This is a genomic window from Bradyrhizobium sp. Rc3b (assembly GCF_900114915.1).
In the GTDB taxonomy this organism is placed as follows: Bacteria; Pseudomonadota; Alphaproteobacteria; order Rhizobiales; family Xanthobacteraceae; genus Bradyrhizobium.
In genome coordinates, this window is record NZ_FOUS01000004.1 from 376,964 (window position 1) to 401,772 (window position 24,809).

26 protein-coding genes and 1 other RNA gene are annotated in these 24,809 nt (G+C 65.4%); 19 read left to right on the forward strand and 8 right to left on the reverse strand.

Going from position 1 to position 24,809, the window contains the following annotated elements; translation table 11 throughout:
* The first annotated feature begins 51 nt into the window (after positions 1-51).
* The 5 genes from BM190_RS11770 to BM190_RS11790 all read left to right on the forward strand — a co-directional run bounded on the left by BM190_RS11770 (position 52) and on the right by BM190_RS11790 (position 2,800).
* Entirely contained in the window at positions 52-372 is a 321-nt protein-coding gene (locus BM190_RS11770; RefSeq protein WP_018318703.1) for a DUF4164 domain-containing protein, read from the forward strand.
* On the forward strand, positions 369-752 hold the full coding sequence (locus BM190_RS11775) for a cell division protein ZapA (RefSeq protein WP_018318702.1): 384 nt from the start codon (positions 369-371) through the stop codon (positions 750-752). Before BM190_RS11770 ends, BM190_RS11775 begins: the two co-directional genes overlap by 4 nt.
* Before the next feature lie 296 nt (positions 753-1,048).
* Positions 1,049-1,209: non-coding RNA, 6S RNA (gene ssrS, locus BM190_RS11780), on the forward strand.
* A gap of 192 nt (positions 1,210-1,401) precedes the next feature.
* A complete protein-coding gene (locus tag BM190_RS11785; RefSeq protein ID WP_018318701.1) occupies positions 1,402-1,998 on the forward strand; it encodes a 5-formyltetrahydrofolate cyclo-ligase in 597 nt (198 codons plus the stop codon).
* Positions 1,976-2,800, forward strand: coding sequence for a TIGR00282 family metallophosphoesterase (locus tag BM190_RS11790; protein ID WP_177237038.1), 825 nt, complete (start codon positions 1,976-1,978; stop codon positions 2,798-2,800). Before BM190_RS11785 ends, BM190_RS11790 begins: the two co-directional genes overlap by 23 nt.
* Positions 2,801-3,008: 208 nt before the next feature.
* Here the strand turns inward: BM190_RS11790 and BM190_RS11795 are convergent, their stop codons facing one another.
* The 6 genes from BM190_RS11795 to BM190_RS11820 form a co-directional block, all read right to left on the reverse strand.
* A complete protein-coding gene (locus BM190_RS11795) occupies positions 3,009-4,352 on the reverse strand; it encodes a c-type cytochrome (RefSeq protein ID WP_092254510.1) in 1,344 nt (447 codons plus the stop codon).
* Positions 4,349-6,517, reverse strand: a complete 2,169-nt coding sequence (locus tag BM190_RS11800; protein WP_177237039.1) for a xanthine dehydrogenase family protein molybdopterin-binding subunit — start codon at positions 6,515-6,517, stop codon at positions 4,349-4,351. Before BM190_RS11800 ends, BM190_RS11795 begins: the two co-directional genes overlap by 4 nt.
* Before the next feature lie 8 nt (positions 6,518-6,525).
* Positions 6,526-6,990, reverse strand: a complete 465-nt coding sequence (locus BM190_RS11805; RefSeq protein ID WP_028142020.1) for a (2Fe-2S)-binding protein — start codon at positions 6,988-6,990, stop codon at positions 6,526-6,528.
* A gap of 182 nt (positions 6,991-7,172) precedes the next feature.
* On the reverse strand, positions 7,173-7,415 hold the full coding sequence (locus BM190_RS11810; RefSeq protein WP_092254516.1) for a hypothetical protein: 243 nt from the start codon (positions 7,413-7,415) through the stop codon (positions 7,173-7,175).
* Between the two features lie 317 nt (positions 7,416-7,732).
* Entirely contained in the window at positions 7,733-9,157 is a 1,425-nt protein-coding gene (locus tag BM190_RS11815; RefSeq protein ID WP_092254519.1) for a methyl-accepting chemotaxis protein, read from the reverse strand.
* Between the two features lie 178 nt (positions 9,158-9,335).
* The gene (locus BM190_RS11820) at positions 9,336-11,081 is read right to left on the reverse strand and encodes a methyl-accepting chemotaxis protein (RefSeq protein ID WP_177237040.1); all 1,746 of its coding nucleotides are present in this window, start codon (positions 11,079-11,081) and stop codon (positions 9,336-9,338) included.
* A 210-nt stretch (positions 11,082-11,291) separates the two neighbouring features.
* Between BM190_RS11820 and BM190_RS11825 the strand changes: the two genes are divergently transcribed.
* The 7 genes from BM190_RS11825 to BM190_RS11855 all read left to right on the forward strand — a co-directional run bounded on the left by BM190_RS11825 (position 11,292) and on the right by BM190_RS11855 (position 16,725).
* Positions 11,292-12,038, forward strand: a complete 747-nt coding sequence (locus BM190_RS11825; RefSeq protein WP_092254526.1) for a YebC/PmpR family DNA-binding transcriptional regulator — start codon at positions 11,292-11,294, stop codon at positions 12,036-12,038.
* A 230-nt stretch (positions 12,039-12,268) separates the two neighbouring features.
* On the forward strand, positions 12,269-12,796 hold the full coding sequence (gene ruvC / locus BM190_RS11830; protein ID WP_092254529.1) for a crossover junction endodeoxyribonuclease RuvC: 528 nt from the start codon (positions 12,269-12,271) through the stop codon (positions 12,794-12,796).
* Positions 12,793-13,410 (forward strand): Holliday junction branch migration protein RuvA, encoded by a 618-nt coding sequence (gene ruvA / locus BM190_RS11835; RefSeq protein ID WP_092254532.1) that lies wholly within the window; start codon positions 12,793-12,795, stop codon positions 13,408-13,410. The genes ruvC and ruvA overlap by 4 nt, the downstream gene beginning before the upstream one ends.
* A 151-nt stretch (positions 13,411-13,561) precedes the next feature.
* Positions 13,562-14,596, forward strand: a complete 1,035-nt coding sequence (gene ruvB / locus BM190_RS11840; protein ID WP_177237050.1) for a Holliday junction branch migration DNA helicase RuvB — start codon at positions 13,562-13,564, stop codon at positions 14,594-14,596.
* Between the two features lie 129 nt (positions 14,597-14,725).
* On the forward strand, positions 14,726-15,646 hold the full coding sequence (locus tag BM190_RS11845) for a metallophosphoesterase (protein ID WP_092254535.1): 921 nt from the start codon (positions 14,726-14,728) through the stop codon (positions 15,644-15,646).
* A 68-nt stretch (positions 15,647-15,714) separates the two neighbouring features.
* Positions 15,715-16,164, forward strand: a complete 450-nt coding sequence (ybgC, locus tag BM190_RS11850; protein ID WP_092254538.1) for a tol-pal system-associated acyl-CoA thioesterase — start codon at positions 15,715-15,717, stop codon at positions 16,162-16,164.
* A gap of 93 nt (positions 16,165-16,257) precedes the next feature.
* Complete coding sequence (locus BM190_RS11855; protein ID WP_092254541.1) at positions 16,258-16,725, forward strand: nuclear transport factor 2 family protein; 468 nt, start codon at positions 16,258-16,260, stop codon at positions 16,723-16,725.
* Positions 16,726-17,128: 403 nt separating this feature from the next.
* Here BM190_RS11855 and BM190_RS11860 read toward each other — a convergent pair whose 3' ends face one another.
* Positions 17,129-17,836 carry a type 1 glutamine amidotransferase gene (locus BM190_RS11860; protein ID WP_092254544.1) on the reverse strand — a complete coding sequence of 236 codons (708 nt, stop codon included), beginning with the start codon at positions 17,834-17,836 and terminating at the stop codon, positions 17,129-17,131.
* Positions 17,837-17,859: 23 nt separating this feature from the next.
* A complete protein-coding gene (locus tag BM190_RS11865) occupies positions 17,860-18,786 on the reverse strand; it encodes a LysR family transcriptional regulator (RefSeq protein ID WP_092254547.1) in 927 nt (308 codons plus the stop codon).
* Between the two features lie 151 nt (positions 18,787-18,937).
* Here BM190_RS11865 and BM190_RS11870 point away from each other — a divergent pair, with 151 nt between their 5' ends.
* Genes BM190_RS11870 through BM190_RS11900 form a run of 7 tightly spaced genes read left to right on the forward strand, consistent with a single transcriptional unit; the run spans position 18,938 to position 24,737 of the window.
* The gene (locus tag BM190_RS11870) at positions 18,938-19,894 is read left to right on the forward strand and encodes an N-carbamoyl-D-amino-acid hydrolase (RefSeq protein WP_092254550.1); all 957 of its coding nucleotides are present in this window, start codon (positions 18,938-18,940) and stop codon (positions 19,892-19,894) included.
* A gap of 40 nt (positions 19,895-19,934) precedes the next feature.
* Positions 19,935-20,762 carry an ABC transporter substrate-binding protein gene (locus BM190_RS11875; protein ID WP_092254553.1) on the forward strand — a complete coding sequence of 276 codons (828 nt, stop codon included), beginning with the start codon at positions 19,935-19,937 and terminating at the stop codon, positions 20,760-20,762.
* Positions 20,759-21,616: an amino acid ABC transporter permease gene (locus BM190_RS11880; RefSeq protein ID WP_177237041.1), complete on the forward strand. Its 858-nt coding sequence runs from the start codon at positions 20,759-20,761 to the stop codon at positions 21,614-21,616. The genes BM190_RS11875 and BM190_RS11880 overlap by 4 nt, the downstream gene beginning before the upstream one ends.
* Positions 21,613-22,377, forward strand: a complete 765-nt coding sequence (locus BM190_RS11885) for an amino acid ABC transporter ATP-binding protein (RefSeq protein ID WP_092254559.1) — start codon at positions 21,613-21,615, stop codon at positions 22,375-22,377. Before BM190_RS11880 ends, BM190_RS11885 begins: the two co-directional genes overlap by 4 nt.
* Before the next feature lie 14 nt (positions 22,378-22,391).
* On the forward strand, positions 22,392-23,207 hold the full coding sequence (locus tag BM190_RS11890) for an ABC transporter substrate-binding protein (RefSeq protein WP_177237042.1): 816 nt from the start codon (positions 22,392-22,394) through the stop codon (positions 23,205-23,207).
* Positions 23,194-24,078, forward strand: a complete 885-nt coding sequence (locus tag BM190_RS11895) for a polysaccharide deacetylase family protein (RefSeq protein ID WP_092254564.1) — start codon at positions 23,194-23,196, stop codon at positions 24,076-24,078. Before BM190_RS11890 ends, BM190_RS11895 begins: the two co-directional genes overlap by 14 nt.
* A gap of 8 nt (positions 24,079-24,086) precedes the next feature.
* Positions 24,087-24,737, forward strand: a complete 651-nt coding sequence (locus BM190_RS11900; RefSeq protein ID WP_092254567.1) for an aspartate/glutamate racemase family protein — start codon at positions 24,087-24,089, stop codon at positions 24,735-24,737.
* The last annotated feature ends 72 nt before the right edge of the window (positions 24,738-24,809 follow it).

Here is a 24,809-nt window from a genome sequence, read left to right on the forward strand (position 1 = left end):
GCCCCAGGAAAAGGCCACTGGGCAAAGGCCACAGGTTCCGCCGCTGACTACATGAACGATCGCGTGTCCAACAGTGCCGCCATGACGGAGTCCTCCGCGGTCGAGATCGAGATCGCGACCCGCAGGCTGATGGCGGCGCTCGACGCGCTCGAAAGCGCGGTCGAGCGGCGGCGCGATGCTGATCGCGACGAGAACGAGCTTGCGGCACGAATCCAGGCACTGGGCGCGGATCGCTCGCGGCTCGCCGACGAGCTCGACGGCGCGCTGGTGAAGGCGCGCAAGCTCGAGCGCACCAATCGCGAGATTTCCGACCGGCTGGATTCCGCGATCGTCACGATACGCTCGGTGCTCGATACCGGAGAGGACGGATGAGCCACATCAACGTCACCATCAATGGCCGGCAATACCGCATGGCCTGCGAGGAGGGCCAGGAGGTGCGGCTGCTCAAGCTCGCGGAAAGCTTGGAGACGCGGATCCAGTCGCTGCGCGGAAAATTCGGCGAGATCGGCGATGCGCGCCTCACCGTGATGGCGGCGCTGACCGTCTGCGACGAGCTTGTCGATGCCGGCAACCGTGTCCGCACCATGGAGCAGGAGCTGACCGAGCTCAGGGACTTCCGCAACGCCGCCGTCGAGCGCGCCCGGATGACGCAGACCGCCGTGGTGAATGCCCTGAACGCTGCGGCCGAACGCATCGAGAAGTCGACCCAGGTCCTGAACCGGACCGTCGGCAATGGGATTGCGATCGGGTAGCGTCCGCGGATCGCAGCTGGTTCGCTCAATGTGTCCGCGCGCGTACCCTCCCCTGGAGGGTCCGGGACGAGCGAAGCTCGCCCGTGGGTCGATCGCGCGCAGCGCGAGCGGGGTGGGGTGATCTCTCCACACGAACACTGTTGGAGGGTGGAGGGACCGTCACCCCACCCCGTCTCACATTTCGCTGCGCTCAATGTGAGCCGACCTCCCCCTCCAGGGAGGGTAAGAAGCGCGCGGCGGAAGCGAGGCTGCTCGTCGGGCTGGCGATTCGTCAGTATCGTTGTTACATTGCGCGGGCGAGGCTGCGACGCGCGTCAGGAGCCATATATCCCCGGGGCCTTATCGATCCTTTAGGGAACTGTCCCTGGCCGGGCCCGTGGGCCCGGACATATGGTGCCCACCTACTTTCGTAGGGAACTCCGGGATCGAGTGCTTCAACGGCGTACGCGGCTTCGCACTTTTGTTTGCTTGGTTTGTGCTTGTTGAAACGATTGCGGCCCAGTTCAACAGGTGTCATGCCCTGCCCAGTGCGCAATTGTGCATGGGGACCGGAGCATCCAGTACGCCGCGGCCTTTGTGTGAATCACCACCGCCTCTGGAATACTGGATCGTCCGCATTCGCGGGTGATGACGTGGGGGACCAAAGCGCATGCCCAACTCCAAAGCCGAACTCCGTGCCAAGGCCCTGGCGGCACGCGACGCGCTCAGCGAGAAGAAGCGCAGCGCCGCCGCCGCAAAGCTCGCCAAGCGCGGACTGCCGTTCCAGCTTCTGCCCGGCAGCATCGTCTCCGGCTATTCGCCGATCCGCAGCGAGATCGATCCGATGCCGCTGCTGAAGAAGCTCGCCGAAGAGGGCGCAAAGCTGGCGCTGCCTTGCGTCACCGCGCGCGGCCAGTCGCTGATCTTCCGCATCTTCCACCCGAACGATCGCCTGATGCTCGGCCCGCTCGGCATTCCCGAGCCGTCGCCAGCCGCAAGCGAAGTCATTCCGGATATCATGCTGACGCCGCTGGCGGCGTTCGACCGTCTCGGCCATCGCATCGGCTATGGCGCGGGGCATTACGACTTCACCTTCGCGCATTTGCGCAAGGCCAAGAATATCGTCGGCATCGGGCTCGCTTTTGCAGCGCAGGAGATCAAGGCGGTTCCGGCACTATCCCACGACGTCGCGCTGGATTATGTGCTAACGGAATCGGACGTGTTCGATTTCCGGAGTTCTGAAGTTGCGCATTCTCTTCGTGGGTGACGTCGTCGGCCGTGCAGGACGCACGGCCATCGCCGACTATCTGCCCGGCATGGTCAAGGACTGGTCGCTCGATTTCGTCGTCGTCAACGGCGAGAATTCCGCCGGCGGCTTCGGCATCACGGAAGCGATCTATCAGGAGTTTCTCGATGCCGGCGCCGACGCGGTGACGCTCGGCAACCATTCCTGGGACCAGCGTGAAGCGCTTGTGTTCATCGAGCGTGCCGAGCGCCTGGTGCGTCCGGCGAACTATCCGCGCGGCACGCCCGGCCGCGGCGCAGCCCTGGTCGAGACCAAGAATGGCAAGCATGCGCTCGTCGTCAACGCTTTGGGCCGCGTCTTCATGACCCCGTTCGATGATCCCTTCGCCGCGCTGGAGCGCGAGTTAGGGGCCTGTCCGCTCGGCGTTGCCGCCGATGCCGTCGTCGTCGACTTCCATTGCGAGGCGAGCAGCGAGAAGCAGGGCATCGGCTTCTTCTGCGACGGCCGCGCCAGCCTCGTCGTCGGCACGCACACCCATGTGCCGACTGCCGACCATCAGATCTTGTCGGGCGGCACCGCCTACATGACCGATGCCGGCATGACCGGCGATTACGATTCCATCATCGGCATGCAGAAGGAAGAGCCGCTGCGCAGGTTCACCTTGGGGATTCCGTCGGGGAGATTCGAGCCGGCCGCGGGCGCTGCAACGCTGAGCGGTGTCGCGGTGGAGACGGATGATGCAACGGGCCTCGCGCTCAAGATCGCACCGGTGCGCGTCGGCGGAAGGCTGGAGCCGACGACGCCGAAGTTCTGGTTGAGTTAGCAGAGCCGCGTCAACCTCGGTGTCGTCCCCGCGAACGCGGGGACCCATAACCCCAGGGAGTAATATGGGGCAAAGCTCCCAGCCGAGTCATCGTCAAACTACTCCCTGTGGGTATGGGTCCCGGATCTGCGCTTCGCTTGTCCGGGACGACGGCCGAGATTGACGCGCGCGATTGCGCATCAATCTCGCCGCAAGTAACGCCGGCTGCCTACTCCGCCGTCTGCCCCCGCAGCTCCGCGATATCCTTTGCCGTCAGCTTCGAGCCCTTCGTCCCGAACCGCGCCGTGACGTAGTTCGCCACCGCCGCGATCTCGTCGTCGGTATACGCATTGCCGAACGCCGGCATCGAAAGTGCGCCATCCGGCGTGTGCCGCTTCGTACCTGACAGCACGATCTGCGCGACGTTGGTGGCGGCGGGGTCGTTGACGGCCCAGGTGCCGGTGAGCGTTGCCATCGGGGACACCGGGCTCTCGCCGCTCCAGCCGTGACAGCTGGCGCAGGCGCTGGCGAACACCTTCTTGCCGCGTGCGTCCGCCGTGACGCCGTCCTTGTGCGAGGCGGGCGCGACCGGCGCCGTGGTCGCGGGCAGATCGGGCGAGGGCTGCGGCGGCACGCTGCGCAGATAAGCAACGATGGAGCGGATGTCTTCGGGGGCGAACTGGCTAAAACTATGGTCGACCGCTTCACCCATCGGCCCCGAGGCCGAGCCGTGGCCCGGCGCATGGCCGAGCGACAGATAGGAGATCAGATCCTGGTCGCTCCAATTGCCAAGACCCGTCGCCTTGTCGGAGGAGATGTTGAAGGCGCGCCAGCCCGCCGTGATCGCGCCGGCGAACTTCCTGCGGTTATCCAGCGCAAAACCGAGATTGCGCGGGGTGTGGCATTCGCCGCAATGCGCCAGCGCTTCGACAAGATACGCGCCTCTGTTCCAATCCGGGCTCTTCGAAGTATCGGGTGCAAAGCGCGTGTCCGGATTGAACACGGCAGACCAGGCAATCATCGCCCAACGCTGGTTGAACGGGAACGACAGCGTATTGTCCGGCGCCTTCGCGCGCACCGGCGGCAGGCTGAACAGATAGGCCTTCACCGCCAGCACGTCCTCATCCGTCATGAACGTGTAGGACGTGTACGGCATCGCCGGATAGAGCCGCGCGCCGTCGCGACGCTTGCCGTGCTGGACCGCGTTCAGAAATTCCTGGTCGCTGTAATTGCCGATGCCGGTGTCCTTGTCCGGCGTGATGTTGGTGGAATAGAGCGTGCCGAACGGCAGCTTGAACGCGAGCCCGCCGGAATAGTCCTTCTCGCCCGGCTTGGTGTGGCAGACCATGCAGTCCGCCGCCTTGGCGAGATATTCGCCGCGCTCGACCAGGCTTGCCTTCTCCAGCTTGGCGGGCACGCCGGTCGGCTTGCCGGCGCGATAATCCGCCAGCGCCACCTTCGTGCCGCCGGCGAAGTCGAGCGGACCGGGCCCGCGAATGATCCAGACGCCGAGCCCTGCTGCGACGATGGCGATCGCAGCGACGCTTGTGAGGATACGCATCTTGCCGCTCATGCCTTCTTCCCCGCAGCCAGCAGTTTTCGGTCAATGGGCAGGCGCCGCAGCGCCACGCCGGTTGCGGCAAGAATCGCGTTGCGCAGCGCCGGCGGCCCGGCGTTGACGCCGGCCTCGCCGATGCCGCCGGGCGCCTCGCCGCTCTTGACGACGATCACGTCGATCTTCGGCGTCTCGTTGATGCGCATCATGCGGTAGTCATGGAAGTTCGATTGCTGCACGCGGCCCTTGTCGATGGTGATCTCGCCATAGAGCGCGGCGGTGAGGCCGAAGATCAGCCCGCCCTCGATCTGCGCCTTCACCGTGTCGGGGTTGACTGCAATGCCGGTGTCGACCACCGAGGTGATGCGGCGGAGCACGATCTCGCCGATATCGTCGATCTCGGCCTCCACCACGGTCGCGATGAAGCTCGCGAATGACGGCTGCACGCAGACGCCGCGGCCGACGCGCGGAGGCAGCGGCTCGCCCCAGTCGGATTCCTCCGCGACCTGGCCCAGCACCGCGAGCATGCGCGGGTTCTTGGTCAGCATGGACTTTCGGAACTCGATCGGGTCCTTGCCCGCCTTGCGCGCGAGCTCGTCCATCGCGCATTCGACCGCGAACACGTTGTTGTTGGGGCCGACGCCGCGCCAGAAGCCTGTCGGCACCGACAGCGGTTCGGCGCGGACATATTCGACGTGGAAATTGGCGAAGTCGTAGGGCGCATCGACCGCGGCATCGATCGCGTCGATGTCGATGCCCTTCTGGAACGCCGGCGGCAACCAGCGCGCCAGAACCGCGGAGCCGGCGACCTTGTACTTCCACCCCGCGACCTTGCCGTCGACCAGCGACGCCGTGATCTGGTCGCGATAGACCGGACGATAGACATCGTGCTGGATGTCCTCCTCGCGGGTCCACACCACCTTCACGGGGTAGTCGACCTGTTTTGCGATCTTCACCGCCGCGATCACCATGTCGGGCTCGAGCTTGCGGCCGAAACCGCCGCCGAGCAGATGATTGTTGACGATGACCTTGTCGACCGGAAGCCCAGCGGCCTTCGCCGCCTCCGACTGCACGCGCGTCATGATCTGCGTGCCGGTCCAGATCTCGCAGGAATCGGGTTTGACATGGACGGTGGCGTTGATCGGCTCCATCGAGGCATGCGCCAGGAACGGCAGCTCGTAAGCCGCCTCGAACTTGTCGCCGCTCGCCAGCGCCTTGGCGATGTCGCCGTCGGATTTGGCGACCGCGCCGTCCTTCTGGCTGGCCTTGCGCAGATCGTCCCAGACATCCTTCGTGGTGATCGCAGCGTTGGGTCCCTCGTTCCACTCGATCTTGAGCGCTTCGAGGCCCTTCTTGGCCGCCCACATGTGATCGCCGATCACGGCGACCATGTCGTCGAGCACCACGACCTTGCGCACGCCGGGGAGCTTCACCGCGGCGCTGTCGTCGACCTTGCCGACCTTGCCGCCGAACACGGGGCAGGCGGCGACGGTCGCGAACTTCATGCCGGGCAGGATCGCGTCGATGCCGTAGACGGCCTTGCCGTTGACCTTGTCGGGCGTGTCGAGCCGCTTCAGCGGCTGGCCGATGATGACGAAGTCCTTGGGGTCCTTCAGCGCAACATCCTTCGGCGGGGTCTGGCCTTGCGCAGCGAGCGCCAGCGCGCCGTAAGCGAGCTTGCGGCCGCTCGCTTCATGCGCGACCTCGCCCTTCGATGCCGTGCAGCTCGCGGGCTCGACGCCCCATTGGGCGGCCGCGGCCTGCACCAGCATCGCGCGGGCGGTGGCACCAGCCTTGCGCAGCGGCAGCCACCAAGCCCGGATCGAGTTGGAGTTGCCGGTGACCTGCAGGCCGAAGGTCGGATTGCCGTAGAGCTTGTCGTTCGGCGGAGCATGTTGCACCTCGACCCTGCTCCAGTCGGCATCAAGCTCCTCGGCGAGCACGGCGGAGATCGAGGTGTAGGTGCCCTGGCCCATCTCGACCTGCGGCATCATCAGCACGGTGTGGCCGGTCTCGTCGATGCGGATGAAGGCATTGGGCGCGAACTTGCCCTCGGTCGCATCGCGCGGCTGCACCGGTTCGTTGACGGCGGCGCGCAGCGGCAGATGGAAGGCGAGCAGGAAACCGGTGGCGAGACCGCCGGTCAGCAGCGCGCGGCGGGAGACGCTGTCATGTGCATTCATGGCGAACCTCAGGACTGGCGGCCGTTGGCGGCCTGCTTGACGGCCTCGCGGATGCGGACATAGGTGCCGCAGCGGCAGATGTTGCCGGCCATCGCGGCGTCGATATCGGAATCGTCAGGATTGGGCGTAGCTGCCAGCAATGCGGCGGCCGACATGATCTGGCCGGACTGGCAATAGCCGCACTGGATCACTTCGAGGTCGAGCCAGGCCTTCTGCACCTTCGCGCCCGCAGGCGTGCTGCCGACATGTTCGATCGTGGTGATGGCGCGGTTCTCGACCGCGCTGACCGGCAGGACGCAGGAGCGCACCGCCTTGCCGTCGACATGCACCGTGCAGGCGCCGCATTGCGCGATGCCGCAGCCGAACTTGGTGCCGGTCATTCCGAGGATGTCGCGCAGCACCCACAGCAGCGGCATTTCAGGCGGCGCATCGAACGATTTCGTTTCGCCGTTGATGGTGAGAACAGTTGCCATATGCATCCCCTTGCTCGCTCGATCGCTTGCGGCGATCTAGTCAGCGAATTCGCGCGCGACAATAATCATACCGATACGAAACGATGAAGCGTCGCAATCTCCGGCAATGCATATTTGCGCTGCTGACGCGTCAGCCCATGACGTTCACGAATTTGTGCGGCGCTCGCTGCCAGCGTTTTGGGCTAATTGATATGATAATCGTCATGTTTTGACGCATTTTCGGCGCGCGCGATCGTCGATCGCCGCAGATTGTCGTGCGGATGCGCAAAATCATGCGATGACGAAAGTCGTGCGATTGGGAAAGTCGGGTGATTGGGAGAGCCGTGCGGCGGCGCGCACGGGATCAATCGCAACGGCTGGCGGCCGGAGAGTTGCGCGATGACGACATTATTCTCCTGTTTTGCCCGACGGAGCGTCGGCGTCATCAGGCGTGTGGAGCAGAATGACTGTTTGTTGAATCGGTCGAGCCGCGGGCTCGCTTAACCTCTCCCGCTTGCGGGAGAGGTCGGCGCGAAGCGCCGGGGGAGGGCTTTCTCCACATTGGGAGTGTTCGTTGTGGAGACACCCCCAACCCCAGCCCTCCCCCGCAAGCGGGAGAGGGAGCGCACCTTTTCCATGGCAACCAGCCAGCTCAATTTCAGCCGACTGTAAGCCATTGATTTCGCACGCCCCGGCTACTGTGCATGGGGTTGTTTTCGAGTTTTTTGTTTTGGGGAGCCCCGGAACGCCGTCGCGACGCGCGTCAGCTCTGCCGGAAACCCATCCGGAAGGCGCCCCAGTGCTTGCCGCGGATCACGATCGGCGAGGACAGGTCCTTCATCAGCACGAACTGTCCGCCGCCCATGTCACGGCGATAGGTCTGGAGCAGGAACGGCTTGGTGTTCGCCGCGACCTTCTTCACTGCGCGATCGGTGAACAGGCGGCGGTTGCGGCAATTGGCGTTGTTCCAGACCGAGTCCTTGCCCTGCGGCAGGCGGTAGTTGGGGTTGTGGGTCGGCAGATAGCCGCCCTTGGCCCAGGCGACGCAGAACACGATGCGGGGATCGGATTTCTGGATCGGATCCTGGATCGCCGGCAGCAGGCGGTCGGTGAAGTCGACGTAGTTGGTGAGGTACTGCTTTGGATCGGTGCCGGGAATTTCGCGATACGTCTCGTCCATGAGCTGGTCGAGCGTGATGTCGCCGCGATCGATCGCGGCCTCGAATTCGGTCGAGATCCGCTTCGCGGTCTCGACGACGACCCGGATCAGCGGTGCGTCGGATGTTTCCACGCCGCTGTCGGCGATCAGCGCGATCAGGCCTTCGGAGGTGTCGAGCAGCTTGGTCACGCGCTGGTCGGCGCTCTTGAGATCGCGCGAGGAGAGGTCGACGCCCTTGGCGAGTTCGTTCAGCTCGCTGATGACGGTGTCGCAATGTCCGAGATTGGAGGTCGCCGCGCGCGTGACGCTGCCGATCTCCGCCTCCACGGAGGCGAAGCCCTGCTGGACCCGCGAGATGATGCCGGAGATCTGCTGGGCGCCTTCGCCTGCGGTCTTCGCGCGCTGCGAAGCGTCGCTGCTCTCGCCGATCAGGCCTTCGATCTGGCCGTCGAGATCGCGCACGGTGTCGGAGATCTGGTGCGTGGCCTGGCGGGTGGCTTCCGCGAGGTTCTTCACCTCGCTTGCGACCACCGCAAAGCCGCGGCCGGCGTTGCCGGCGCGGGCGGCTTCGATGGTTGCGTTCAGCGCCAGCAGATTGGTCTGCTTCGCGATCGCCTCGATCGAGCCGGAGACTTTCGCGACCTGCGCCAGCGCCGAGCCGACGGCACTGAGGCGCGCCTCGATGCGCTCCACCGCTGCGACGAGCTCGGAGATGTGGCTGACCGCGGTGTCGACGGCGCTGCGTGATTGCGCGATCTCACCGACCGCCGCGGACGTGGTGGTTTGCACGGCCTGCGAGGCGTTGGCGATATCGTGGTTGGCCGAGACCATCGTCTCGGCGGTCTTCTGAAGATGGTGGAACCGTTCCGACTGGTTGGCGACGCGGTTTGCGACTTCCTGGACGTTGCCGGCGATATCGGCGAGTTCCACGCCGAGGCCGCCAATGCGATCGGCAAGCTGATCGATCAGCCGCTCGGCCAGCGTGCGATTGGAGCCGGTGTCCATGACTGCAAGTTGTACGACGGACATATTCGATGAGTCCTCCAGTCAGAGCCGCAACCCGGCTCACGGCGGCATTCCCATTCCAATTCAGTTTAAAAGGATGATTCGCGGCCGGCGTCTTGCCTGAGCGTGCACTCAGGCGCAATTCGCGCCCTGTTTCTCGATTCCGCTCGAAAGACTGCGGGACATTTTTTCGGGCCAGGCTCTAGAGCTTGTAGGCCGTGCGGAATCCACCCCAGTGCCGGCCCTGCACGCGGATCGGAACGTCGATCTCGCGCATCATCACCGTATTCCCGTTGCCCATGTCGCGCGCATAGCTCTGCACCAGGTACGAGCGCAGGTTGCGTGCGGCCGCCAACCCCGCCGGATCGTTGAATATCCTGCGGTTGCGACTATTGGCTGTGTTCCAGGCGACGTCGCCCGGTCGCTGCGGGTGCGAATAGATCTTGTTGTGCACCGGCAGGAAGCCGTTGCGGTCGACCATGGCGCAGAACGCCATGCGCTGGTCCTTGGCCAGAAAGACCTCCTGGAACGGCGGCAGCGCGCGGTCGGCCCAGTCGAGATATTTCGTGCGGTATTGCTGCGGATTGGTTCCGGCGATTTCGGCGTAGTCGGTGTCGAAGAGATCGTCGATCCCCACTTCGCCGCGGGCAAGGGCCTGCTCGAAGATCTTGGTCAGCGCGTTGCCCGCTTCCATGGCGCGGGTGACGAACTCCGTGTTCTCTTCGTGGATCGCCCAGAGCCTGTCCTCGATCTTTTCGCTGAGCTCGGCATTGGGACCGACGAATTGCGCGCGGGCCCCGGCCTTGGATTGCTCGATCACGCGCAGGCGGCAGGCGCCGACGGCTTCGAGGGTGCCTTCGATCATCGCTTGCGGTGCAAGCCGGCCCGCATCCGCGCCACCGATCAGCACGCCCTCCATCGAGATTTCATAGACCGGCATCACGCCGCGCGCGGTTTCGAGCTTCAGATGGCAGGGCAGCCGTTCGGTCTTGCGGCGGTCGTCATGCTCGCTCTGGCGGAGCAGCACGGCGCAGCGCGATTTCAGCTTCTGTGCGAAGGTGGTGACGGCCTTGCCGGCACTGGCGACGTTCTCGCCATGGCTCTCGGCCGCCTTGGTCGCGGCATCGATCTCGGCTGCGCTCTCGCCGACCGAGACGATGAACTCCGAGGCGCTGGCGGCGTTGCCGGAGACTTCGCTGGTCGTGGCGTTCTGTTCGGCGACCGCGCCGTTGACGGTCTCGAAGACCGGGCGGATCGCCTCGATCGCCTGCGAAATGCGGTGCACGGCATCGGCGGAGCCGGCGGCGTCGCGCTGCAGCGCGTCGATCTTCTTCGTAATCTCTTCCGTCGCCCCTTGCGTCTGCACCGCGAGGGCCTTGACCTCGGTTGCGACGACCGCAAAGCCTTTTCCCGCAGCGCCCGCGCGTGCGGCCTCGATCGTCGAGTTGAGCGCGAGCAGCGTCGTCTGCCGCGCGATCTGTGCGATCAGGTTGACGACATTGCCGATGGCGGCGGAGGATTCGCGCAGGCGATCGACATTGGCACGGGCTTCCTGCGCCGCGGCGCTGGCCTCGTCGGCGAGCTTGCCGGCCTCGCGAACCTGCGCCCCGATCCCTAGCGCGGACTGGGTGAACTTGTCCGCGGCATGGGCGAAGGTGGAGGCGGTCGATTGCGCGGCATTGGTCCGGCCGGTCAGGGCGTCGGTGCGGTCGCGGATGGCGGCAAGCGTCGATGCGGTCGCTTCGGCGCCGCCCGCCACCGAATTGGCGGCGCGCTCGAGCTGGCGGATCATCGCGCCGAGCTCGAGTTCCAGCAATTCCAGGATTTCCCGCGCCGAATCACCTTCGGCCGGGGCGGGCTCGGACTGGGCCACCGGCGGTGCGGCCTCTGCGGCTGCCACGGGCGCGGCCATATCCGGCAGACGCTTCCGAAATAGTCCGAATGCCATCAGGTCTCTCTTGTCGGGGGACGCTCGGAGGTTATTTTCGCAGGCTGGAATGAAGTCAGGGTTAACGATGCCTCACCTCTGGGCAGGGGCCTGTACGGTGTTACCTTAAAGTATCCGAGACCCTTTCATTCCGGTGGGTTGGCGGCCTATAAGGCCGCGTTTCCCACCCTCATTGGCGTACGATTCCAAGAGATCCCCGAGAGACCACGCATGGCCGGACATTCCCAATTCAAGAACATCATGCACCGCAAGGGGCGGCAGGATGCCCAGAAGTCGAAGCTGTTCGGCAAGCTGGCGCGGGAAATCACCGTCGCGGCCAAGCTGGGCACGCCCGACCCCAACATGAACCCCCGCCTCCGCGCCGCCGTAATCGCCGCGCGGCAGGAGAACATGCCGAAGGACAATATCGAGCGCGCCATCAAGAAGGCACTCGGCAGCGACGGCGAGAACTATGACGAGATCCGCTACGAGGGTTATGGCCCCGGCGGCGTTGCCGTCATCGTCGAGGCGCTGACCGACAACCGTAACCGCGCCGCCTCCGACATCCGCTCCTTCTTCACCAAATCGGGCGGCAATCTCGGCGAAACCGGCTCGGTGTCCTTCATGTTCGATCGCACCGGAATCATCGAATACGACCGCAGCGTCGCCTCCGACGACGCCGTGCTCGATGCCGCGATCGAGGCCGGCGCCGACGACGTCGTCTCCGGCGAAGCCGGTCACGAGATCTACGCCTCGACCGAAGGCTATCGCGACGTCGCCAAGGCGCTGGAAGCCAAGTTCGGCGAGCCGCGCAGGGCCGCGCTGATCTGGAAGCCGCAAAACACGGTCGCGGTCGACGACGAGACCGGCGAGAAGCTGCTCAAGCTGATGGACCTGCTCAACGAGCACGACGATGTCCAGCACGTCTACGCCAATTTCGAGGTGTCGGACGCGCTGGTGGCGAAGATGGGCGGGTAGAGCCTCACCTCACCCTCCGCTGTCGTCGTCCGGCTTGACCGGGCGACCCAGTATTCCAGAGACAGCAATGGGAATACGGAGAAGCCGCGGCGTACTGGATACCCCGCCTTCGCGGGGTATGACGCCCGGAGTCTGTGGTGGGCGGTGCGGCTCACTAACGCCCCCACTTCCCCTGTTACTTCCGTTCTGTTTCTGTTTCCCCCACGGCAGCCAGCCGCTATCACTGGCCCATGACTGCGCTCCCGATTCGTGGCCCCGTTCGCATCATCGGCATCGACCCCGGCCTGCGCCGCACCGGCTGGGGCGTGATCGAGGCTGAGGGCAATCGCCTGATCTACGTCGCCTGCGGTTCGGTGGAACCGCCGGACGATTTGCCGCTGGCGCGCCGGCTGCTCGCGATCCATGAAGGGCTCGCGGCCGTGCTCTCGAACCATCAGCCGATGGAAGCCGCGGTCGAGCAGACCTTCGTCAACAAGGACGGCGTTGCGACACTGAAGCTCGGCCAGGCCCGAGGCGTCGCCATGCTGGCGCCCGCAATGTTCGGCATCTCGGTCGCCGAATACGCGCCGAACCAGGTCAAGAAAACCGTGGTCGGCGCCGGCCATGCCGACAAGCAACAGATCGCGATGATGCTGAAGATATTGCTGCCCAAGGCCGAGCCGCCGTCCGCCGACGCCGCCGACGCGCTCGCCATCGCCATCACCCACGCCCATCACCGCCAGAGCACCGCGCTGCGGCTGAAGGTGGCGGGGTTATGATCGGCAAACTCAAGGGCCTGATCGATTCCTACGGCGAGGATTTCGTGATTCTTGACGTCGGCGGCGTCGGCTATCAGGTGCATTGCTCGACGCGCACGTTGCAGCATCTGCCCAAGCCGGGCGAAGCTGCCGTGCTGTCGATCGAGACCTATGTCCGCGAGGACCAGATCAAACTGTTCGGCTTCCGCACCGACCAGGAGCGCGAATGGTTTCGCCTGCTCCAGACCGTGCAGGGCGTCGGCGCCAAGGTCGCGCTCGCCGTGCTCGGCACGCTGGCGCCGGCCGATCTCGCCAATGCCATTGCGCTCCGCGACAAGGCCGCGGTGGCGCGCACGCCCGGCGTTGGTCCCAAGGTCGCCGAACGCATCGTCACCGAGTTGAAGGACAAGGCGCCGGCTTTCGCCAATGTCGATCCGGCCGTCGTGCATCTTGCCGGTGCGGTCGACGACCAGCGCGCGCCGCGGCCCGTCGCCGATGCGATCTCCGCGCTGGTCAATCTCGGCTACGGCCAGCCGCAGGCCGCCGCCGCGATTGCGTCGGCCTCGCGCAGTGCGGGTGAGAACGCCGAGACGGCGCAGCTCATTCGCCTCGGCCTGAAGGAACTGGCGAAGTGAGCGCGGCAATGGTCAGTCTCGTAGGGTGGGCAAAGCGCAGCGTGCCCACCACTCTTAGGGCGATCGGAGAGATATCGTGGGCACGGCGCGAAGAGTGCCTTTGCCCACCCTACGGGGAGTTCGCCAAGTGAGCGATCCCAAGGCCTCCCGCATGGTCTCGCCCGAGCGCCGCAGCGACGATGTCGGCGACACCGCGCTGCGCCCGCAGTCGCTGTCCGATTTCGTCGGCCAGCAGCAGGCGCGCAAGAACCTCTCGATCTTCATCGAGGCGGCGCGCAAGCGCGGCGAGGCGCTGGATCACGTGCTGTTCGTAGGTCCCCCCGGCCTCGGCAAGACCACGCTGGCGCAGATCGTGGCCAAGGAATTGGGCGTCGGCTTTCGCGCGACATCGGGTCCCGTGATCGCCAAGGCCGGCGATCTCGCAGCTCTCCTCACCAATCTCGAAGAGCGCGACGTACTCTTCATCGACGAGATCCATCGTCTTAGCCCGGCGGTGGAAGAGGTGCTCTATCCCGCGATGGAGGACTTTCAGCTCGACCTCATCATCGGCGAGGGCCCGGCGGCGCGCTCGGTGAAGATCGAGCTGTCGAAATTCACCCTCGTCGGCGCCACCACGCGTGCCGGCCTGCTCACCAATCCCTTGCGCGATCGTTTCGGCATTCCGGTCCGGCTCAATTTCTACACGATCGAGGAGCTCGAAAGCATCGTCAGCCGCGGCGCGCGCGTGCTCAATGTCGGCATGAGCGCGGATGGCGCCAACGAAATCGCCCGCCGCGCCCGCGGCACGCCGCGTATCGCCGGCCGCCTGCTCCGCCGCGTGCGCGATTTCGCCTCGGCGGCCGATGCCGACAAGATCGACCGCAAGATCGCCGACCACGCCCTGAGCGCGCTCGAGGTCGATGCCGCGGGCCTCGACGCGATGGACCGTCGCTACCTCACGACCATCGCGATGAACTATGGCGGCGGCCCGGTTGGCGTCGAGACCATGGCCGCCGCGTTGTCCGAGCCGCGCGATGCGATCGAGGACATCATCGAGCCCTATCTGATCCAGTGCGGCTATCTCCAGCGCACCCCGCGCGGCCGTCTGCTCACCTCGCACGCCTTCCGTCATCTCGGCATCGCCGAGCCCTCGCGCGATGCGGCGGCACAATTCGGCCTGTTCGGCACGGACGAGAGCGACGACTGAGCTGCGCCAATGCAGCGCGCTCCTTCTGTCATGAATTTCTGGTAATCTCGTGCAGACGGTCTGCATGAACGCACCCCAATTCCGCTCCAATCAGACCGCATCAACAAGGCGCATCTCGATCGGGCTTCCATGATTACGCGCCGTCATTTCATCCGTTCCATCGGCGGTCTGTCCGCCCTCGGCATCTCGACCGCCGCCTACGGCGTCGGCGTCGAGCCGGTGCTGCGGCTTCGCGTCACCCGCTATCATCCGAAGCCGCGGCAATGGCCGGCGGATTTTTCGCTGAAGATCGCGGCCATCGCCGACATCCACGCCTGCGATCCCTGGATGTCGCTGGAGCGGATCGAGGGCATCGTCGACCGTGCCAATGCGCTGAAGCCTGATATCATCGTGCTGCTCGGCGACTATGTCGCCGGCCTTCACCACGTCACGCGCCTCATCTCGTCGCGCGAATGGGCGAGGGTGCTGGCCGGACTCAAGGCACCGCTCGGCGTCCATGCCGTCATGGGCAATCACGATTATTGGGACGACAGGACCGTGCAGCAGGCGGGGCACGGACCGACCATCGCGCATCGGGCGCTGGAGGCGGCCGGCATCCCCGTCTACGAGAACGACGTCGTGCGCCTCACCAAGGACGGCCGTCCGTTCTGGCTCGCCGGGCTCGGCGATCAGCTGGCCTACTACCCCTCAAAGCGCTATGGCCGCGCGCATCGGCTCGGCGCCGACGATCTCGCCGGCACGCTGGCGAAGGTCACCGACGATGCGCCGGTCATCCTGCTCGCGCACGAGCCCAACATCGCGCCGCTCGTACCCGGGCGCGTCGCGCTGCAACTGTCCGGCCATACCCATGGCGGCCAGGTTCGTCTGCTCGGCTGGTCACCGGCGGTTTCGCCCAAGAACGGCGTGCGCCTCGCTTATGGCCACTTCCGCCTCAAATGCGACCTCATTGTCTCCGGCGGCCTCGGTTGCAGCATCATGCCGGTCCGTGTCGGTGTGCCGCCCGAGATCGTCGAGGTGACGCTGGGAAGGACAGGGCTCGCTGTGTCCTAGCAACGCTTGCGCGTCCGGCCGTTTTTGCGCAAAACGGACCTATAGCGACAAGCGAAGAGGCTCGCGACGTGACAGCTCATCTCGACGGCGAGATCCGCGACGGCCGCCACCACATGCAGGTCCGCGTCTATTACGAGGACACGGACTTCTCCGGCATCGTCTATCACGCCAATTATCTGCGCTACATGGAGCGCGGCCGCACCAATCACCTCCGGCTGATGGGTGCCGAGCAGCAGGCGCTGTTCGATCAGGTGGAGACGGAAGGCGCGGGCTTCGCCTTCGTCGTGCGCTCGATGCATCTGGATTTCCTGAAACCCGCGCGGATGGACGACGTGCTCGATGTCGTGACCTGGCCGGTCGCGGTGAAGGGAGCCTCGATCATGCTGGCGCAGGAAGTGCGTCGCGGCGGGGAAGTTCTGGTGAAGGCCGAGGTCCGCGTCGCCTTCATCAGCGGCGGCCGCGCGCAGCCGATCCCGAAATCGATCCGCGCGTTGATGAAGGCCGATCTGATTTCGTGATCGCCCGATAAGTGATCGCCCGATTTGTGATGGCCTATCGACTCCAGCAGTTGGGGCGATAGATTGCGGCCCCGACCAACCGATGAGGCCATCATGTCGCGCCCGCCGCTTCCGCCCTTCACCCGTGAGACCGCCGCGCAAAAGGCCCGCATGGCCGAGGACGCCTGGAATTCACGCGACCCGGTGCGCGTCTCGCTCGCCTATACCGAGGACAGCCGCTGGCGCAATCGCTCCGAGGTCTTTCAGGGCCGCGAGGCCATCGTCGCCTTCCTCACCCGCAAATGGGAGAAGGAGCTGGACTACCGCCTGATCAAGGACCTCTGGGCCTTCGACGAGAACCGCATTGCCGTGCGCTTCCAGTACGAATGGCACGACGCGGGCGGACAGTGGTATCGCTCCTACGGCAACGAGCAGTGGGAGTTCGACGAGCACGGCTTGATGAAGCGGCGCGAGGCGTCGATCAATGATATCGCGATTGCGGAGAAGGATCGCCGGTTTCACTGGACCGCGCCCGGGCCGCGACCCGCGGATGTGCCGGGGCTGGGGACGGATCCCTTCTGATGTTCGCGAGATAGCGCGGCGGGCGCGCTGCACCCTCTCCCCTATGGGAGACGGTGGCTCGCCGCATGGCGGCGATACGGTGAGGGGTCTTTCTCAGCGAGTCCGGAATCGTAGGGTGGGCAAAGGCGCACTTGCGCCGTGCCCACGTCGTCTCGCCAAACAGGCAGGACGTGGGCACGCTTCGCTTTGCCCACCCTACCGCACTGAGTTTATCGAAGCCGGTGCTGCTTCACCCTCTCCCCTTGTGGGAGAGGGTGGCTCGCCGCGCAGCGGCGAGACGGGTGAGGGGTATCTCTCCGCTCGTGAACATCTTGCTTGTGGAGAGATACCCCTCATCCGGCGCTTCGCGCCACCTTCTCCCACAAGGGGAGAAGGGAAGAATCTACGTGGCGACGATTGCGAACTACGTGCGCCTTGCCAGAAACCGCGTAATCGCCCCACCGAGCTTCGCATTGTCCATCGGCTCGGCCAGCGATGCTCTTGCCGTCGCCACCACGTCATCCGGCGCCTTGCCGTCGCGCAGATCGCAGCACACTTGCGCAGACGCCACGTCGAACTCCGGGTGCGGCTGCACGGTCAGCGTGGTGCCATTGGCGTAGAGCAGGCCGGCATGCGGGGTGAACTCCGACGACAGGATCGTGAGCGCGTCGTTGGGTGGCTCGATCACCTGGTCCTGGTGCGAGGCGGCGATGGCGACGGCTTCGCCCTCGACGACGCCGTTCTCCGGCAGCACCCGATAGACATGCCGGCCGATGCCCCAGCCCTTCTCGGATTTGCGCACGGTGCCGCCGAGCGCCTGCGCGATCAGCTGATGGCCGAAGCAGATGCCGACCATCGGCGTCTTGTTGGCGTAAGCGGTGCGGACGAAATCTTCCAGCGGCGCGATCCAGTCGAGCCCGTCATAGACGCCGGCCGCCGCGCCGGTGATCAGCACGGCCTCGAGCTTGCCCGGATCAGGAAGCGCGTCGCCATTCGGGATGCTGACGACGTCCACCGTAGCCGTCGGGTCCTCGGTGCGGACCATGCGTTCGAACATGTCCGGGAACGAGCCGTGCTGCTCCCGATATTTTTGCGGGACCTGTCCGGTCTCGATGATGGTGATGCGTGCCATGTGCCCCCGGAAGGTTGCGAAGCTCAGTCGCTTTCTGCCTGATATTGCTGGTGTGACGCTGTACGCTCCAGCAGTGCGCTTTCCTTGCGGACCTCGTTGAGAAAGGCCTTGGCGAGGCGCGACAGCGGCTCGGCCTCCGACCATAGCATATAGGCGACCGCGTGCGTCGTCGGCGTGAACGGGCGGACGACGAGGCCGCTGCCGCCGTTCTGCCGCGGCGAGTAGGGATCGACCACGGCGGCGCCGACGCCGGCGGCAGCCAGCACGCAGGCCGTGTTGCAGTAGCGCACCTCGACGGTCGGCTGAAACGGCGCGCCGGCGCGGGCAAAACTGTCGCGCACGGCTTCACCCAGCCGCGTGCCGCGTTCGAGCCCGATGAAAGGCAGGCCGGACAGATCCGAAGCCGAGATCACGGGTCTGTCGGCGAGCGGGTGCTGCGGCGGCAATACGCATACCATCTCGCCGGTATGCACCACCTCATGCGCGATGCCGGGATGATGCGTCAGCCCGAGCGCGAAGCCGAGCTCGGCGACGCGGCTGAGCACGCCCTCGATGATGCCCTCGTAGCGGCGCACGTCGAAGAACACGCGCGTTTCCGGGCGTCGTCGCAGGAATCCCGACAGCGCTGAGGGAATGATGCTGTAGGCGAGCGGCGGCGTCGCCACGATGGCAAGATGCCCGGAGCGGTTCTCGCGCAGATCGCGCACGCGGTTCTCGAGTTTCGCGTGCAGCGCGAAGATCGCCTCGCTCTCCTTGTACAGCGCCATCGCTTCCGCGGTCGGAAACAGCCGGTTGTTGACGCGCTCGAACAAGGCGAAGCCCGCCTGCGCCTCCATCGTCTTGAGCGCATTACTGACTGCGGGTTGCGACAGCGCCAGCTCGTCCGCGGCGGCGACCGTGGTGCGATGGCGGATGACGGCGCGCAGGATTTCGAGCTGACGCAGGTTCATATCACTGCCGATTATACTCAGGGCCAAAACATCATAGCAGAACGAATTGATTTTGCAGCCCCGCTCGCCCGTAATGGCAGCGGATTTGCACGTCGCATCAAAGGGTTCATTCGCCCATTGAGGCAGCACTGCGCACAGATTGGAGGCAAACTTGGTTCGTGTCCTTCGCGCCGCCGCAGCTCAAATGGGGCCGACGCAAAAAGCCGATACGCGCGAGCATACGCTGTCGCGGATGCTTGCATTGCTGGAGGAGGCGGCCGGCCGCGGCGCGAGCCTCGTGGTGTTCCCCGAGCTTGCCTTCACCACCTTCTTCCCGCGCTGGCTGCTCGAAGGCGAGGCGCTCGACCGCTATTTCGAGCGCGGAATGCCGAACCCTGCGGTGGCAAAATTGTTCGATCGTGCGCGGGCGCTGCGCGTCGGCTTCTATGTCGGTTATGCCGAGCAAACCGCGGACGGCCGCCGCTACAATTGCGCGATCCTGGTCGATCGCGACGGCGAGATCTTGGGCCGCTATCGCAAGGTTCACCTGCCGGGTTCGGTGGAGCCGCGGCCGGGCGCACGCTACCAGCAGCTCGAGAAACGTTATTTCGAATATGGCGATCTCGGCTTTCCCGCTTTCCGCGCCGGATCGGCCTGGGCCCACGCCATCATGGGCATGATGATCTGCAACGATCGGCGCTGGCCGGAATCCTGGCGCGTGCTCGGTCTGCAGGGCGTCGAACTCGTCTGCATCGGCTACAATTCGGCGGCCTACGATCCCAATGGCGGCACCACCGAAGACGGCGCCTTGCGCACCTTCCACTCGACTTTGGTGACGCAGGCCAACGCCTACATGAACGCGACCTGGGCGATCTCGGTGGCGAAGGCGGGCGAGGAGGACGGCTCCGGGCTGATCGGCGGCTCCTGCATCGTCGATCCCAATGGGCGTATCGTCGCGCAGACGCAGACGCTCGCCGATGAAGTGATCGTCGCCGACATCGATCTCGATCTGTGCCGCCAGGGCAAGGACAAGATGTTCAACTTCGCCGCTCACCGGCGGCCGGAGCAATACAGGGTGATCACTGAACGTGCCGGCGTCATCGAGCCGGCCGTTCTCGACGCGGATTGATTTCAAACGGCCGGTCGCGGCGCCAGCCAAAGGAGCTGACATGACACGCCTTTCGCATTTCCTCGCCCTTGCAACCCTGGTTGCCGCGACGTCGGCACAGGCGGCCGAGCTTCCGGCGGAGATCAAGCAGGCGGGCACGCTGAAGCTCACGGTCAACTCCACCTACGCGCCGATGGAATACCGCGATCCCGCGACCAATGAGCTCGTCGGGCTCGACATCGATCTGGCCAACGAGCTCGCCAAGCGGCTCGGCGGCCTCAAGATCGTCTGGAGCGAGACGCCGTTCGCCGAGCTGATCCCTTCGCTCCAAACCAAGCGTGCCGATTTCATCATCTCCGGCATCTCGGACCGCGCCTCGCGGCGCGAGACCGCCGATTTCGTCGATTACCTCCAGACCGGCCCGCAGTTCTTCGTGATGGCGGACAATGCGGCCAAGGACGCGACCGATCTCTGCGGCAAGAAGGTCGGCACCACCCGGAGCACCAGCTTCCCGGTCGAGATCGAGAAGTGGAGCAAGCAGAATTGCGAGCCGGCCGGCAAACCTGCCATCCAGTATGTCCCCGGCGAGAACTCGATCGACGTCCGCAACCAGCTCAAGCAAGGCCGCATCGACGCCGCCGTGCAGGGCAGCGAGACGCTGCCTTACGCGCAAACGCAGGAGCCCGGAAAATACCGCGTCGTCGGCGAGCCCTTCGCCAAAGGTTACCAAGGCATCATGTTCCGCAAGGACGATGCCGCCCTGCGCGAAGTCGTGACGGAGAAGCTCGCCGCCATGATCGCCGATGGCGCCTACAAGGCGGTTCTCGATAAATGGGGCTTGGGTGCGAACGCTGTCGCCCAGCCCATGCTCAACGCGGCGCCGCAATGAAGCCGGCGCCGGCACTCGCGGAAGGTTTCCCCGATCTGTCGGGGATGAGGATCGCGCGCGAGCCGCACTGGTTTCGCTGGCTCAGCGCCGCGCTGATCATTCTGGTGCTCGCGGCCATTGCGCGCGCGTTTGCGAACGGGCAGATCGAATGGTCCTATGTCAGCCGCTTCCTGACCGCAAAAGTCATCCTCGAAGGCATCGTCAACACCATGGTGATGGCGGTGCTGGCGATGGCGCTCGGCATCGTGCTCGGCATCGTCGTCGCGATCATGCGGCTGTCGCCCAATCCGGTGCTGAAGACGGTCGCCGCCGGCTACACCTGGCTGTTCCGCGGCACGCCGCTGATCCTGCAACTCTTGCTGTGGTTCAACCTCGCGCTGGTGTTTCCAACCATCGGCATTCCCGGCCTGTGGAGCGCGCGCGCCGTCGACGTCATGACGCCCTTCCTTGCCGCGCTGCTCGGGCTCGGCATCAACCAGGGCGCCTACACGTCCGAGGTGATGCGCGCGGGAATGTTGTCGGTCGACATCGGGCAGTATGAGGCGGCGCAGGCGATCGGCATGGGACGGCTGCGCGCGCTGCGCCGGATCGTGCTGCCGCAGGCGATGCGCGTGGTGATCCCGCCGCTTGGCAACGAGTTCATCGGCATGGTGAAGGCGACCTCGCTTGCGAGCGTCATCCAGTATCCGGAACTGCTGCACAACGCCGAGAACATCTATTACGCCAATTCCCGCGTGATCGAGCTCTTGATTGTCGCCGGGCTCTGGTACCTGCTCGTGGTCTCGATCCTGACGCCGCTCCAGATGCTGCTCGAACGCCGTTTTGCGCGCGGCACATTGCGGCTCGCGCGATGACAAAGCCCCTCGTCGCGATCCGCTCCGTCGCCAAGAATTTTGGCGAATTCCAGGCTCTCAAAAGCGTCTCGCTCGACGTCTGGCCCGGCGAGGTGATGTGCCTGATCGGCGCCTCCGGCTCGGGCAAGACCACGCTGCTCCGCTGCATCAACCAGCTGGCCACGATCGATGCCGGCGGCATCTGGCTCGACGGCGAACTGCTCGGGGTGCGCCAGCAAAGCGGACGGCTGCATCGGCTCACCGAGCGCGAGATCGGGCGGCAGCGGCTGAAGACCGGCATGGTGTTCCAGCGCTTCAATTTGTTTCCGCACAAGACGGCGCTGGAGAACATCACCGAAGGCCCGCTCCAGGTGCAGGGCCGCAAGCTAGATGAGGTACGCACTGAAGCGCTCGAGCTGCTGCGCCGCGTCGGATTGTCTGCGAAGGCGGACTGGTATCCCGCCCAGCTTTCGGGCGGCCAGCAGCAGCGCGTCGCCATTGCCCGCGCGCTGGCGATGAAGCCGATGCTGATGCTGTTCGACGAGCCGACCAGCGCGCTCGATCCCGAGCTTGTCGGCGAGGTGCTTGCCGTCATGAAGGAGCTGGCGCGGAGCGGCATGACCATGATGGTGGTGACGCACGAGCTCGGCTTCGCGCGCGAGGTCGCCGACCGCGTCGTCTACATGGACCAGGGCGCGATCGTCGAACAGGGCCGCGCATCGGACGTGTTGGGCGCCCCGCGCGAGGAGCGCACCAAGGCATTTCTTTCGGCTGTGATCTGAACGGGAGCGTGTTGATGAAAAGATTTTTGGTTGCGGCGGTGTTCCTCGGCGCCATCAGTGTGCCCGCGATGGCGATCGATCTGCCCGCGGAGATCGCCAAGCGGGGCAGCATCAAGGTGGCGCTGGTGCCGAACTATCCGCCGATGGAGTTCCGCGATCCCGCGACCAACGCGCTGTCCGGCTTCGACATCGATCTCGGCGAAGCCATCGGCCGCAAGCTCGGCGTCAAGATCGAATGGACCGAGACGAGCTTTGCCGAGTTCATGCCGTCGATCTCGACCGGGCGCGTGGACGCCATCCTGTCCGGCTTCACCGACTATGCCAGCCGGCACGAGATCGCGTCCTTCGTCGATTATCTGCGCAGCGGTCCGCAGTTCTTCGTGCAGCAGTCGCGCAAGGCGGAGTTCAAGGACGCCGCAGCGCTCTGCGGCAAGAAGGTCGGCGCCAGCCGTCGCACCATGTTCCCGGCGCAGATCGCGGCGTGGAGCGAGAAAAATTGCGGCAGCAGTCCGATTCAGTTCGTCGGCACCGACGGCTCGGCCGACGCCCGCACCCAACTGAGGCAAGGCCGCATCGATGCCGCGGCCCAGGGCAACGAGACGCTGCCCTACATCATGGACCTCGAGCCCGGCACCTATGCAACGGTGGGCGAGCCCATCGCACAGCAATTCACCGGCATCGCCCTGCCGGTCAAGGAAAAGGCCTTGCAGCAGGCGATGCTGGAGGCGGTCGAGGCGCTGATCGCGGACGGCACCTATCGTACCTTGCTTGCCAAGTGGAAACTCACCGACAACGGATTAGAGAAGGCGACCATCAATGCTGGACAGTAAGGCACTCCAGAGCATCCCCCTTGTCCCGGCCAACACCGCAGATCCCGCGCCGGACTATCCCTGGCCAAAGCCGTACACCTCGGCGATGTTCCTGTCGTTCGACGTAGACGCCGAGAGCGCGTGGACCAGCAAGGACGCAGTGCACGCCCAGCGGCTCATCACCATGAGCTATGGCGGCTATGAGGCCCGCGTCGGCACGCCAAAACTGCTGGAGCTGCTCGACCAGCTCGATCTGAAAGCGACCTTCTTTGTCACGGGATGGTCGGTCGATGCGCATCCCGCGATGGCCGAGTCCATCCTTAAGGCCGGTCACGAGATCGGACATCACGGCTATCATCATCTCCTGCCCGATCCCGGCGATCCCTGGATCGAGGAGGAGCTGGAGCGCGGTTTCGAGGCGCTCAAGCGCCGGCTCGGCGTCAAGCCAACCGGCTATCGCGCGCCGTACGGCGAGTTCACCGAGGAGCTGCGCGTCGCGCTGGTGCGCCACGGCATCGTCTACACCTCCTCGTTCCGCGACGACGTCAGGCCCTATCGCCATCGTCTCGCCGACGGCAAGCCCGGCACGATCGAGCTGCCGGTCACCGCGAGCTATGACGACTGGATGCACGGCCTCTCCGCCCGCTTCAGCCCGCGCTCGATCTTCCCCAAGGAACATGTGCTCTCGATCTGGAAGGACGAGCTCGACGAGGTCCGCGACTGGGGCGCGATGGTGACGACGGTGCTGCATCCGCAATGCAGCGGCCGTCCGATGCGGCTGCGGCTGCTGCGCGAGTTCCTGACTTACGCAAAGTCGTGCCCGGACGTCTGGATCACCACCGGCGAGAAGATCGCGGAGAACTTCCTGCGCCACGAGGCCGGTAACCGCTAGGGAGCGCCATGACCCGCATCCTCGTCATCAACCCGAACTCCTCGGCGTCGGTAACGGCGGCGATCGACGAGGCGGTCGCGCCGCTGCGGATCGCCGGCGGGCCTGACATCGAGGTGGTCGGCCTCGCCGAGGGGCCGCCGGGCATCAGCTCGCAGCGCGATGCCGACAGCGTCGTCATGCCGCTGGTGAATCGCGTCGCGCGCGAGGATGCCGATGCCTTCGTGCTCGCCTGCTTCAGCGATCCCGGCCTGCATGCGGTGCGCGAGGCGGCCGGCGGTCGTCCCGTGATGGGCATCGCCGAATGCGGCATCTTTCGCGCGCTGATGCTGGGTGAACGTTTTGGCATCATCGCGCTGTCGCCCTCGAGCATCCGGCGCCAGCAACGGATGGTGCGGCTGATGGGCGTCGACGGCCGCTATGCCGGAAGCTGGTCGGTCGGCGCGAGCGCAGCCGAGACCGCAGCTGCAGATATCCGGGGACGGTTGATCGACGCCGGCCGCGCCCTGGTCACGCAATGCCGCGCCGATGTCGTGGTGATGGGCTGCGCCGGCATGGCCTCGCACCGCACGGCAATTGCGGAGGCGATTGGCGTGCCCGTGGTCGAGCCGACGCAGCACGCGGTCGCCGCTGCGATCGGTGCGGTCTTGCTCAACACGTAGAGCGCAATTATGGGACCCCGCTTTGTGACATCGCTCTGGCCGCGCGCTCGCTGCAACCTCTCCCGCTTGCGG